The sequence below is a fragment of the Gillisia mitskevichiae genome, from assembly GCF_003634585.1.
Taxonomy (GTDB): Bacteria; Bacteroidota; Bacteroidia; order Flavobacteriales; family Flavobacteriaceae; genus Gillisia; species Gillisia mitskevichiae.
This window is the reverse complement of sequence record NZ_RBLG01000003.1, coordinates 188,900-201,898: the sequence shown is the minus strand read 5'-3', so window position 1 is coordinate 201,898 and position 12,999 is coordinate 188,900. Positions and strand designations below refer to the sequence as shown.

The 12,999-nt window shown below is 32.7% G+C and carries 9 protein-coding genes; 3 read left to right on the top strand and 6 right to left on the bottom strand.

The window, feature by feature from the left end; translation table 11 throughout:
• Positions 1-129 precede the first annotated feature (129 nt).
• Positions 130-2,499, top strand: coding sequence for a GAF domain-containing protein (locus BC962_RS11765; RefSeq protein WP_121346226.1), 2,370 nt, complete (start codon positions 130-132; stop codon positions 2,497-2,499).
• Here BC962_RS11765 and BC962_RS11760 read toward each other — a convergent pair.
• Positions 2,487-3,671 (bottom strand): Pycsar system effector family protein, encoded by a 1,185-nt coding sequence (locus BC962_RS11760; RefSeq protein ID WP_121346225.1) that lies wholly within the window; start codon positions 3,669-3,671, stop codon positions 2,487-2,489. The genes BC962_RS11765 and BC962_RS11760 overlap by 13 nt on opposite strands.
• Positions 3,672-3,728: 57 nt before the next feature.
• Here BC962_RS11760 and BC962_RS11755 point away from each other — a divergent pair, with 57 nt between their 5' ends.
• Positions 3,729-7,457, top strand: a complete 3,729-nt coding sequence (locus BC962_RS11755) for a metallophosphoesterase (protein ID WP_121346224.1) — start codon at positions 3,729-3,731, stop codon at positions 7,455-7,457.
• 167 nt (positions 7,458-7,624) lie between these two features.
• Positions 7,625-10,405 (top strand): outer membrane beta-barrel protein, encoded by a 2,781-nt coding sequence (locus tag BC962_RS11750; RefSeq protein WP_121346223.1) that lies wholly within the window; start codon positions 7,625-7,627, stop codon positions 10,403-10,405.
• Between the two features lie 54 nt (positions 10,406-10,459).
• Here BC962_RS11750 and BC962_RS11745 read toward each other — a convergent pair whose 3' ends face one another.
• From BC962_RS11745 to BC962_RS11730, 5 genes are all read right to left on the bottom strand, one after another.
• Positions 10,460-11,350 carry a mechanosensitive ion channel family protein gene (locus BC962_RS11745; RefSeq protein WP_121346222.1) on the bottom strand — a complete coding sequence of 297 codons (891 nt, stop codon included), beginning with the start codon at positions 11,348-11,350 and terminating at the stop codon, positions 10,460-10,462.
• 15 nt (positions 11,351-11,365) lie between these two features.
• Positions 11,366-11,857: a Dps family protein gene (locus BC962_RS11740; RefSeq protein WP_121346221.1), complete on the bottom strand. Its 492-nt coding sequence runs from the start codon at positions 11,855-11,857 to the stop codon at positions 11,366-11,368.
• A gap of 100 nt (positions 11,858-11,957) precedes the next feature.
• Positions 11,958-12,278: a phosphoribosylpyrophosphate synthetase gene (locus BC962_RS11735; protein ID WP_121346220.1), complete on the bottom strand. Its 321-nt coding sequence runs from the start codon at positions 12,276-12,278 to the stop codon at positions 11,958-11,960.
• Positions 12,279-12,377: 99 nt separating this feature from the next.
• Positions 12,378-12,515 (bottom strand): hypothetical protein, encoded by a 138-nt coding sequence (locus tag BC962_RS16390; protein ID WP_183075505.1) that lies wholly within the window; start codon positions 12,513-12,515, stop codon positions 12,378-12,380.
• On the bottom strand, positions 12,512-12,976 hold the full coding sequence (locus BC962_RS11730; RefSeq protein WP_121346219.1) for a thiol-disulfide oxidoreductase DCC family protein: 465 nt from the start codon (positions 12,974-12,976) through the stop codon (positions 12,512-12,514). The genes BC962_RS16390 and BC962_RS11730 overlap by 4 nt, the downstream gene beginning before the upstream one ends.
• Positions 12,977-12,999 lie beyond the last annotated feature (23 nt).

Genomic DNA, 12,999 nt, shown 5'->3' with positions numbered 1-12,999 from the left:
AGTTTGTTTTCAGCAAAAATACACAACATCCCTTGGATTGTTAAATTAAGTTTGTAAAAAAATGTTAATTTCAAGGCTAGTTAAGCACACCGCTAAAAGAAATAGTAATTTTAAACTTTAAATCATATTATGAAAAATCAGCTTCAGGATTTTCCTTTAGATATAAAGATAAGTTTCCATAAAATTATTGAAGAATACAGACATCTTTTAGAGGATGAACAAAGTAGTATTTCTAAGGAATATATGGTAAAAGTCTTAGATTATGTTTCTTCTTTCCCTAAACTAGAGGAGGGAATTGATGATCCTAATGATTTAAATAAGTATAAGGACGTTATCAAGATCTTATTGGATGAACTTTTCCCTAAAATTTTAACGAAAAACGAGATCAAAGCGGCTTCTTTGCCATTTCATAATTTGTTCTTTAATACTTCTGCCAGATTTAAAAAGATCCTTGAAAATGCGGGTGATGATTTTGAGCTTTCTATGAGAAATTTGGATGAAGATATGTACTACATATATGGATGTATCCTAATTCTCAATCATCATTACGGGTATAAAATAGATTTTTCTAGACCTTTATATTATGATATTCCAGATGAAACAGGGATTTTAAAACACTATAGAGTTGCGTTAAATGCCGACTTTGTTGATATTGAAAAAGGGGAGAATGCTGTAGATATTACTGAAGACGATGTAGATCTTTTAATTCAGAATATTGATGATGTAGACTTTTGGAAAGAGAAATTCCCACCCTTAAGTTGGACCTTTAAAGGATTTATAATAAGCAATTTAACCGATGTAACGGTAGATGATGCTATCTCTGATCTAAAAACTACACTACTTCATAAAGAATCTTCAGACGAAGAAGAATTACTGAAATTTCAAGAAATTTTTCAATCTATCTATAGGCTTCCAGATATTCGCGTTGGTTTCACAGTATTTAACCAAGAAAGAATGGTCTTTGAAAGAATGAACGATCGGGATGCCTTTAGTTTTATTCTCAACGATAAGAAAGAAAATAAATGTGTAGATAGTGTTTGCGATGAAACCTTTAAGAAAATTATAGAAGAACAAAACTATTTCTCTATTACCAATGTAGAACGTTATGCAAAGGAAACAGACAATAATTTACTGTCTCAGAATCTTCTAAAAAATAATGTGATGAGCTGTATTCTTGCACCCATTGCAGTAGAAAATAATGTTTGGGGTATTTTAGAATTAGTCTCCTATAGAAAAAATGAATTGAACAGTATTAATGCGATAAAACTGGACGATATATTACCGTATATAGTTACCTCTGTTGAAAGAAATAGAAGCGAGTTCGAAAATAAAGTTAAAGCGGTGATCCAAAGTGAGTGTACTTCTATACACCCAAGTGTACTGTGGATATTTGATAGAGAAGCTAAGCAATTTATAAAAGATCTTAATCAAGATGGATTAGCTTCATTTAAAGATATAGCCTTTAAAGATGTATATCCTCTCTATGGTCAAATAGATATTGTTGGTTCTTCTGATGCTAGAAATTCTGCGATTCAAGATGATTTGATGCATCAGTTAGAGGAGATAGAACATATTATAGATATGGCCTATCAAATTGAAAATATGCCTATTTACGATCAGGTAAGATTTAGAATTACAGATTTTAAAGAAGATCTTCAGGATACCTTGAATGCATCGAGTGAGCAGCGAGTTTTCAATTTGCTTCAGAAAGAAGTGAACCCTTTAATGCAGCATTTAAGCGGTCAGTCTGATGAATTAAAAAGGCTGGTAGATAATTATCAAAAACAGTTAAATCCAGAAACAGGGATCATTTATAATCATCGTAAGAATTATGATGATACGGTGCAAAGAATTAATAGAACAATGGCCAGATTACTTGACAAAAAACAAGTTGAGGCTCAAAAAATATATCCACATTATTTCGAAAGATATAAGACCGACGGAGTAGACCATAATATTTATATAGGAGCTTCATTAACAAATAATAAACCTTTTAATGAGGTGTATTTGTATAATCTTAGATTATGGCAGCTTGCCACTATGTGTGAGATGGAGAATAAATTCTATCAGCTGCAAACGAATACCCCAATACAATTAGATGCTGCATCATTAATTCTAGTTTTCAACAGCACCTTGTCTATTAGATATAGAATGGATGAGAAGAAATTCGATGTGGATGGCACTTATAATGCGCGTTATGAAATTATTAAAAAACGTATAGATAAAGCATTTATTAAAAATACGGAAGAACGAATAACGCAAAAAGGGAAGATCTCGATCGTGTATTCTCAAACCAGTGATGAACGAGAATATTTAAGATATATCAAATACCTGCAGATAAAACAATATCTTGGAGACGAAGTGGAATTGTTGGAATTAGAGGATGTGCAAGGTGTTATAGGATTAAAAGCCATCCGGGTGAATATTTTATATCACCCAGATGAAAATGCTTTTGATAAAGCCATCACTTATGATGGACTTATAGATTATTTAAGGTAAAAAGCTATTACAAAGCTTAATACAGAGGCTATAATTCCTACCATAAATACAGTATAGGTAAGTCTTAAAAGCATGTATTTTCTATGGAGAACCTTTCCTAATAGGAAGAGGTCGAGCATAAGAGATTCATAAACATAATCCTTATCCTTAAGTATTTCGTTGATACCCCATTTAAATTGCTCAAAAGGCATTTTGTGAAAATTCCCGAAAAACAACAAATTCACATCTCTGCTTTCTACTTGTTCCCTAGTAAACTCTCCCGTAGTTACGTTTGGCTTGGTAGACATAATAGATAATATAATAGAGGCAACACTAAATATCACTAGGATCAAGGTTGGTATTAATAAATGCTTATTGGAAACGGCATCTAATTTTGGGATTATATTCGCTAAAGCAAGTGAAATAATAATGGCGTTTACAGAAAGTAAGATATTGGCTTTTGTATCGGCTATGTCACTTAATTTTATGTGGTTTCTAAGTGTTACCCTAAATAAACTTTGAATACTTCTTTCAGGATTGTTGTTTTTATATTCAGCTTTAAGACGAGCTTTAGTTTCCTCTTTTTTTAATTTTTGATCCTTTTTTGTTTGTTTCTCTAATAATTCTGAAAGATTATTGTCCTTACCTGCTTTCCAATTTTTGGAAGCATAATTAGTGAAATATTGATGCTTATCTGTGAATAAATTCACATTCTCTGCTAACCATTCTTCTGAAGAGTAGTTATGTATATTTAATAATTGTAATTCCTGTCTTAGCAGTTCACTGGTTTCGTCAAAATAATCTTTAGCAAGATGAGAACAGTCTGCATCTCGAATAATTTTTTCGAGTTTAGTCTCAGGAAAAGTCCCTAATTTCGTAGCCATAATGCATTTAGATACTAGTTCTATAGTCTCCGAATCTGCATTATTTTCCTGTAAAAATTGCTCTGCAATTTTTACGCTTTCTTCTTCATGACCATCGAACTTTACAGTGTAGCCGGTGTCGTGAAGCCAAGCAGATAGGAGCAACACCTCTTCTTCTTTAACATTTATTTCCGAATTCTCAATTAATTCTTTAGTACTTTTAACCACCCGCTTTGTGTGGTTATAATTGTGATATATAAATGTGTTTGGTAGTTTCTCTTTAAACAAGTTTAGGACAAACTTATCTGCCTTTTTTATTATTTCTGTCATGGAAATATTGATTAAATAAGGAGCCAAATTACAAAAAAAAACGCCCTATAGATTTTTATGAAAAAAAATAACATTTTTCTAACTTTATTGGCCATTTTACTGCTTGTTGGATGTTCTACATACGATCCGAAATACAGGGAAGGTGAACCAACCAATAATTTTGAGTACCCAACGGATAAGAAAATTGAGAAATCCTTTTACTTAATTGGAGATGCAGGTTATTCTCCTCCGGGAGGAAGTTCACCAGGATTAATTGCACTTAAAAATTATATGGATTCTGTTAAGGTGACAGATAATTACACCATTATTTTAGGGGATAATATTTATCCTGTAGGTATGCCGCCAAAGGATTCACCAGAGCGCGAAGCGGCAGAATATAGATTGGATGCACAATTAGACGCCTTTGAGAAATATGAAGGAAAAGTAGTTGTAATACCTGGGAATCATGATTGGTACAATGAAGGTATTAAAGGCTTAGAGCGCGAAAGGGATTATCTGAAATCCAAATTGAAGGATAATTTAATTTGGGCACCAAAAACTGGATGTGGATTGGATGTAATCGAGATCTCAGATAATATTCAGCTTATAACTTTAGACTCCCAATGGTTTTTAGAAGATTGGGATAGGCATCCTACTATTAATGACAATTGTTCTCAAATTAGAACAAGAGAAGCTTTATTTATAGAATTAGCTTCAGAATTACAAAAAAATCAAAATAAGACAATTATAGTGGCACTTCATCACCCATTATACACCAATGGAGTTCATGGAGGTCAATATGAGTTTACAAGACACATATATCCTTCTCAAAGAAAAATACCCATTCCTGTATTGGGTTCTCTTGCTGCATTAATAAGAACAAGTGGGGGAGTTTCTATTCAAGATGCTCAAAATGAAAGATACAAGTCGCTTGTTAAAAGATTAGAAACGATTGCACAAGGTTCAGAAAGATTAATATTCGTTTCTGGACATGAGCATTCGCTGCAATATATAGAACATGATAGTATTAAGCAGATCGTAGCAGGATCTGGTTCTAAGGGTTCTTATGCAGTACTAAGTAACGATGGTTATTTTGCATATCCAGATCAAGGTTTTGCAGTTTACGATGTTTTTGAAGATGGTTCGTCTTGGGCTAGTTTCTATGGAAATGAAAATAACAAGGCTAAATTATTATATCAGAAAGAGGTGTTTTCTGCTCCTAAAGCCTACGATGTTTCTCATTTACCATCTAACTTCCCTGAAACTATAACTACTTCTATTTACAATGAAGAAGAAACGGAAAAAACAGGATTATATGAAAGTGTTTGGGGACAGCGATATAGAGATCTTTATGGCACGCCAATTTCAGTAAAAACCGCTAATCTAGACACGTTATATGGAGGTTTAAAACCTGTTATTAAAGGAGGTGGTCATCAAACCATATCTGTTAGATTAGAAGATAGTTTGGGTAGAGATTATAATATGCGCCGTCTAAAAAAGAGCGCTGTGCAATTCTTACAAACGGTTGCCTTTAAAGATACTCCAGTGCAAGATCAGTTGGAGAACACGATTGCTGAAAATGTGATCCAAGATTTTTATACTGCGGCACATCCATATGCATTTCTAGCAGTCCCAAAATTATCTGATGCCATTGGGTTATACCACACAAATCCTAAATTGTTCTATGTACCTAAGCAAAAAGCTTTGGAGGAATATAATTCAGATTTTGGAGATGAACTTTATATGATCGTGGAAAGGCCAGAAGATGATTGGGCTGGAATGAAGACTTTTGGAGAGGAAACAGACGATATTTTAAGTACTTCAGATATGTTGGAGAAGTTAAGGAAGGATGAGAAATACTTTTTGGACGAAAAAGCATATATCAAGGCAAGAATTTTCGATATGCTTATTGGGGATTGGGATAGACATCAAGATCAGTGGAAATGGGCCGAAGTTGAAATGGATAATGGGAATAAGCGATTTTTACCAATTCCAAGAGACCGGGACCAGGCATTTTCAAACTTTGATGGAGCCTTCTTTGGTACTTTAAGAGGTTTAGCTGGATTCGCCAATCAATTCGCAGTATATGGGGATGATATTAAAGATGTAAAATGGTTTAATACCGCTGCTACAGGAATGGATAGAACATTAATCCAGAACGTAGGAAGAGAGGCATGGATAGAACAGGCAGAATTTATTCAGAAGAATTTAACCGACGAAATAATTGATGAGGCGTTTTTAGAGTTACCAGAGATTACACGAAACGAAACAACAGAATTTATTGTAAAAAGTCTTAAAGGTAGAAGAGGGAATATTGTAGATATCGCGAAAAGATATTACGATTATATGGCAAAATTGGCCATTGTTACCGGAACAGATAAAGATGATTTTGTAGAAATTGAACGTTTAGATCAAGGGCGAACCAGAATCATTGTTTCTAGGATTAAAGGCGGAAAAAAGGCAGATATTGTAAGCGATAAGACTTATAATAAAGCAGATACAGATGAAATCTGGTTGTATGCCTTAGACGATGATGATGAGATAAATATAAAAGGGGATATAAATAAAAATTTGATCTTTGTTAGAGTTATTGGAGGGCAAAATAATGATATTTATAATGTTGAAGAGAACAGCGGGAGAAAAGTAAAGATTTACGATTATTTAAGTAAACCTAGTACAGTACAGTCCAAAGGGAATGCTAAGATTAGATTTAGAGATAATTATAATCAAAATACATTTGATAAAGATAAGAAGACCTTTAAATCTGGATCTATACTTCCCGGTTTTGGGTACAATCCAGATGATGGTATTAAATTAGGCTTGCAAAGTGTTTCTACCGTTAATGGTTTTAAAAGAAATCCTTTTACAACCAGGAACACCTATAGTTTAGGATATTATTTTGCTACGAATGGATTTGATGCAAGTTATCAAGGAGAATTTGCCCGAATAATTGGAAATTTCAATTTGTTGATAGGCGCTAATTTTTCTAGTCCTAATGCCTCTAATAATTTCTTTGGCTATGGGAATGAAACTTCAAATTTTGATGATGATTTAGATTACGACTATAACCGAACTAAAATTGGGAGAGCCGGAATTAAATTTGGGTTCGTTAGAAAATCTCCTTTTGGAAGTTATTTTGGATATTTAGCAAATTTTGAAGGGATTAAAGTAGACGAAACTGAAGGAAGGTTTATTACTGAAGATTTTGTTTCTAATGATCCAGACTTTTTTGAAAGAAAATTCTTTGGGGGACTAGATGCGACCTATAGATATGAGAGTTATGATAATAATTTGAATCCTACTAGAGGAATGAAATTTGAATTAAATGGAGGAGGAAAATTAAATCTAGAAGATCTTGAAAGACACTTTGGTTATATTAAACCTTATTTAGGTTTCTACAATTCTCTGTCTAAGAACAGAAAATTGGTTTTAAAATCTCAGGTACAAGCTCATTTTAATATAGGTGAAGATTATGAGTTTTATCAAGCTGCTTTATTAGGTGGGAATACTGGTTTAAGGGGTTATAGACAACAACGATTTTCTGGTAAAACGGCCTTTGCAACTGGTGCCGACTTACGTTATAGCTTTAATCAATTTAAAACTTCGTTCTTACCATTCCAGATAGGAGTATATGGTGGATTCGATTTTGGACGGGTTTGGACAGAAGAAGGGGATAGCAAGAAATGGCATGATAGCTATGGTGGAGGACTTTGGATTAATAGTGCTGAGGCCTTGAGTGCAAAATTCAGTCTATTTGGTAGTGAAGAAGACATGAGATTTACATTTGGTTTCGGCTTCAAGTTTTAATAAACCTTAAATAACAGTTTACAAAAGGCCTCTAAAATTTTAGAGGCCTTTTGCATTGGGATACTTTTATAGAAATCGATAATGTTAATTAAAACTTAAATTTCCATAACTAATATTCTAGTTATAACTAAATTTCTGTTATTCGCTTTTCATTAATTTTAAAGCATATGTTTAACCGTTTTCTTGTGGCCCTTGTCTTTTCTACAATTTCATTAATTTCTTATTCTCAAGAATTTTCTGTATCCGGAAAATTAATAGATCGGGATTCTAAATTACCCTTAGAGGCTGCTACAGTTTTCGTGGAATCTGTTAAAGATAGTTCTTTGATCACCTATACTATTTCCGATAAATTTGGGGTGTTTGAACTTAAGGGGAGTACTCAGGCTTCAAAAGTTAACCTTTATATTTCTTTTGTAGGTTATAAGCCCTACGAAAAGTTAATAGCAATAGAGGAGAATAGAAACCTTAAGTTAGAAGCAATTTCTTTGAGTGAACAAATTGAATCTTTAGGAGATGTAGTTATTCAAGGTAGAAGAGCACCTATCAGCATTAAAAAGGACACTTTAGAATTTAATGTAGCTTCATTTAAAACGAAAAAGGATGCCAATGTGGAGGATCTTTTAAAAGAACTTCCCGGGGTAGAAGTGGATGAACAGGGAAATATTACTGTTAATGGAAAGCCTGTAAATAAGATCCTTGTTAATGGGAAGCCTTTTTTTGGAAATGACCCTACTATTGCAACCCGAAATCTTACAAAAGAAATTGTAGATAAAATCCAAGTAACAGATACCAAAACAGATTCTGAAGCCTTTAATAACGAAGCAGGAGATGATCAGAACAAGACCATTAATATAACAATAGATGAAGAGAAGAATAAAGGGATCTTTGGACGCGTAGCTGCAGGAGGAGGAACCGATGAACGTTTTGAATACGCTGGTTTGCTGAATTATTTTGATAATGATCTACGAATTAGTGCACTATCGGGAGGGAATAATATTAATTCCCCAGGTTTTAGTTTTGGTGAAATTCAAAAAATGTTTGGAAACGTAAACTATATGAGTATTAGCAGTAATGGAACTTTAAACTTTGGGGGTAGAGTTTTTGGTGGAGGAGAAGGGATTACAAATTCTAGAACTGCTGGAGTTAATTATGCCGACGACATTGGAGAAAAAGTTGAGATTTCCTCAGATTACTTTTACTCGGCTTCAAACTCCTATGAAGATAAAATTAGGAATAGAGAAAATATTCTTCCAGAGCGAAGATATTTTTCGAATCTTGTTTCCAATTCCAATAGTAATAGCGATAACCATGCTATCAATATCAATTTGAAAACAAAAATAGATTCCACCTTTCTTATAGAATTCAAACCTAAGTTTAATTATACAAATGGTGATTCCAGATATCAGAGTTCAGAAGAAACATTAAATATGGAGGAAGAGTTAACCAATTCCTCATCTACAAACAACCAGGCTATAAGAGAAGGAAAGAATTTTAAGGGAGATCTAAGCCTTAATAAAAGATATGGATCTAACGGAGGATTTGTAAAGCTCTCTATTGAAAATGAATTAAATGACACGGATAATGATAATTTTTCTCAATCTGAAACCCTGATATTTGGTGATACACCTCAAGAGATCCTAAGAGACCAGTTTACAGACGGCAATCAACAAACAAATGCTATAGAGATCAATACGAATGTGCGGGTCCCTTTGCTTGCGAAAAAACTGTTTATGGACGTGGAATATGGATTTAAAAATCAGGATAAAGATGATGCACAGTTGGTATATGATCTAGATCAAAATTTGGATACCTATTCTATTTTGAACGTAGATCAGAGCACAGATTTCACAAATGTTGATAGAACTTCAAGACCTGAAATTGGTATTACTTATGATGTTGATAAAGTGCGAATCAGATTAAATACTGGATACGTATTTAGAACTTTAAAAAGTGATGATGCATTAAGGGCTATTAATTTTACCAATGATTTTAATGCAATAGAATTCAGCGGAAATATTCGGTATAAATTCAGTGAAAAAACTTCATTATATACTGGATTTGGAATATCTAATAATGTGCCTGGAATAAGACAACTTTCTCCTTACATAGATGTTTCAGACCCATTGAATATAGTTCAAGGGAATCCCGATCTAAAGCCTGCGAAATCTCATTATTTATATTTGAATTTGAATAATTACGATTTTCAAACTCGAACAGGAATGTATACGTACATTAATATTAATGTAGATAATGATAAAGTTGTATCGAGGTCTATCATTGATCCTTCATTTATTAGAACTACAACATATGATAATGTAGATGGCTATTATCAAATCTATGCAAATACTAATTATAGTAAAAATATTGCCTTGGATAGTCTTAGAACCTTAAATCTAGATGTAGGAATTGGGTTAAATGCTAGTAGGAATGTCAACTTTAATAATGATGTAAAATATGCAAGCAGGAATTTTTCATACAGTCCCAAATTAGGTTTTAGATTTATTTGGAAGGAATTATTTGAATTTAGACCTAACTATGAATTAAGTTATACTAGCAATAATTTTGATATAGATAATTTTGAGGATAGGAATTTTGTGAGACATGAATTAAGATTAAGAACTATCACATTTTACCCGAAGAAATTAGAATGGAATAATGATATAAAGTATAATATTAATCCAGATGTTGCCCCTGGATTTGAAACAAGTTCTGTGTTTTGGAATAGTTCTTTAGCTTATTCTGTTTTAAAGGACCAAGGCACCATTACATTTAAAGTGTATGATCTACTTAATCAGAACACTAATTCTCAACGAACTGCTACCCAAGATTATATTCAGGATATGGAAAGTACCGTTTTAGAGAGGTATTTCATGTTAGGATTTAGCTATAAGTTTAATACTCTTGGTAAGAAAGGAGAGACCAGAAAAAGTAATTTCTGGTTTGATTAAAATAAAAAAAACTTCTCTAATTAGAGAAGCTTTTTTTATAATTCAATTTCAATATTAATTCTCTTTTTGAGGTTCATTGATGGAGAGCTTATTGGTAAAATCGATAGTTCTAATAGGGAATGGAATGTTGATTCCGTTATTATCAAAAGCTTTCTTAATAGCTATAATAGCTTTATTCTTTGCCATTAAAAGATCACGATTCCTAGTAGCATCTGTCCAAAAACGCACTACAAAATTAATAGAACTATCCCCAAATTCTCCATACATGAATTCTACCTCCTCATTCCCTCGTTGTGGGAAAATAGATTGCATAGTTTCTGTGGTTAATTTCTGCACGAATTCGAGATCACTGCTATAACCGACACCGCAATTAACCATTACTCGTGATCGTGCAGTTCTAGTAAAATTTTTGAATGGTTCTTCAACGATCTTCGAATTAGGGATCATTACATAATTATTATCAGATTCCTTTACAACGATATTCCTAAGATTAATTTCTATAACCTCTCCTGCATACCCATTAGTTTCAACCCAATCCCCAATTTGTAATTCTGGTAGAAAGCTTAAAATAACTCCACTAAACGTATTGCTTAATGTTCCTTGTAGAGCTAGACCAATGGCAAGTCCAACGACTCCAGCACCAGCTAGGACAGAGGTTAAAACTTTATCTAGGTTTAAAAGGCCTAAGGCAACAAAGAATCCAAGTAAAATGATAACAATTTTTACAACTTTCGTTGAAATTTGTCTTATTGAGTCTTGAGATCCTTTTTTACGAAGGAGTTTATCTACCAGCTTAGCAGCATATTTAGCAATAAATATAAATATTACAAATATTATTGCCGCTAAAACAAAATTTGGAAGATTGAGAATTAAAGAGTCTAACCAAGAGCCCATTTTATCCCAAATACCCCTTATGGAATCATTTAAATTGAAATCGTTGAACATTTAATGTTATATGAATTAAATTGTTTTATGAGTATCGCTGGTTTTCATTTTCCATGCATCTAACATCCAACTTGTTTTCTCAAGTTCTCTTATATATCCACCAATTAAATCTATAGTTCCTTCATCCCCACCTTTGTCGGCAACCTCTGCAACTTTACGTAATTGCTTAAGGATGGTTCCATGATCATCCAATAAAGTCTTGATCATTTGTGAATCTGAAAGATCGGATTTAGATTCTTTTACGCTGGCAGATTTAAGATAATCACTTAGATTACTTACCGGTTGATAGCGAAGTGTTAGTATTCTTTCGGCAATTTCATCAACTTTTAATTTAGCATCGTCATATAATTCTTCAAATTTTTCATGGAGATCAAAAAAGTTCTTTCCAATTACATTCCAATGAAAGTTTCTAAGTTTTTGATAATATAAATGATAATCTGCAAGAAGAATATTTAATTCTTTCACTGTATGGACAGTTTTTTTATCGTCTAATCCTAAGTAGCTCATAGTTTTTATTTATTGATTTCTAATTTACGATACAAAAATATGATAGTGTGTGCTGCTATCCAATTTTGAAACGAGGTTTAATATAAGTTTAACGGGATAGTTATTCTGTTTCTCTACCAGATTTAAGATCGAGTTTTGCCATTAATTCTTTCGAGATTTGACCCCCAGAAATTCCGTACCCATCTACCAATGTTCCTTTTTTCCCGTCTTTGGTATGTATGCAATATAAAATGGCATTATCATCGGGATTACTCATTCCTTCAAATCTTAAAACTTTATCCACTTCAAAATCGTTTACATGATAAGATTTTGATTCAGATTTCAATTCGATCTTTTCATCCATCAAATTAAAATCATATTCATATCCTTCTTCTAATTTCAATTTATTAATAGCCTGTGAAAGTGTACCGTAGTCCTTCATTTTAGTTTATTTTAAATTTATACTGAAAGTTACTGCCAAGGATCTCTAAAAGCAAATTGCTATTGGTGTTTAGTATAAGTTTAACTCAGATAAACACTCTTATTCATTTAGATCTTTACTTCGGAATAACGCAAAAGGGATAGCGAAGAAAATGAACAAATACCAACCCGTGATTATACCAAAAAGGGTGATAAATGCAGCGACAATATAGATCCAATAAGATTTTAAAAATTTCATATTGAAATAATGATTAAAATTAAAAGCAAGATGTAGTAAAACCAATAGATCTTGGGTTTTGTAGGATCTTTACCAAAAAGAAGCAGGGTTGCCTTATAATAAAAACTCCTGTTTTTGGCGATATGATTATATGCGTTATTACTAACAAGCTTAAACCACCTTTGTTTTTTGTACCATGAATGCCATTTTGGATTTCCTAGGTAATGTTGAATTCTAAAAGCCGAATCAGGTCCAGAATATACATTTCCATTAATATCTATAAGCCTACTGGCTTTCTGAAATTCTTTCTTCGGAATATCAGGAAATTGATGGTTCACCTCTTGATAAGTATGAAATTCTACATTACCATTAAGATTATGCTCCCAGCTATTTTTCCACCATTTGCAAAATTTACAATCACCATCCCAAACAAATATAGAATTCGTTGGGGGATAAGCCGTTTTATTAATTTCTTGAAACATGAAATTGAATTGTGTAAACAATA

What these genes read in the sequence shown, in the direction of transcription:
- BC962_RS11765 (WP_121346226.1), top strand. Translation starts at nt 130, where the DNA reads ATGAAAAATCAGCTTCAGGATTTTCCTTTAGATATAAAGATAAGTTTC.
- BC962_RS11760 (WP_121346225.1), bottom strand. Translation starts at nt 3,671, where the DNA reads ATGACAGAAATAATAAAAAAGGCAGATAAGTTTGTCCTAAACTTGTTT.
- BC962_RS11755 (WP_121346224.1), top strand. Translation starts at nt 3,729, where the DNA reads ATGAAAAAAAATAACATTTTTCTAACTTTATTGGCCATTTTACTGCTT.
- BC962_RS11750 (WP_121346223.1), top strand. Translation starts at nt 7,625, where the DNA reads ATGTTTAACCGTTTTCTTGTGGCCCTTGTCTTTTCTACAATTTCATTA.
- BC962_RS11745 (WP_121346222.1), bottom strand. Translation starts at nt 11,350, where the DNA reads ATGTTCAACGATTTCAATTTAAATGATTCCATAAGGGGTATTTGGGAT.
- BC962_RS11740 (WP_121346221.1), bottom strand. Translation starts at nt 11,857, where the DNA reads ATGAGCTACTTAGGATTAGACGATAAAAAAACTGTCCATACAGTGAAA.
- BC962_RS11735 (WP_121346220.1), bottom strand. Translation starts at nt 12,278, where the DNA reads ATGAAGGACTACGGTACACTTTCACAGGCTATTAATAAATTGAAATTA.
- BC962_RS16390 (WP_183075505.1), bottom strand. Translation starts at nt 12,515, where the DNA reads ATGAAATTTTTAAAATCTTATTGGATCTATATTGTCGCTGCATTTATC.
- BC962_RS11730 (WP_121346219.1), bottom strand. Translation starts at nt 12,976, where the DNA reads ATGTTTCAAGAAATTAATAAAACGGCTTATCCCCCAACGAATTCTATA.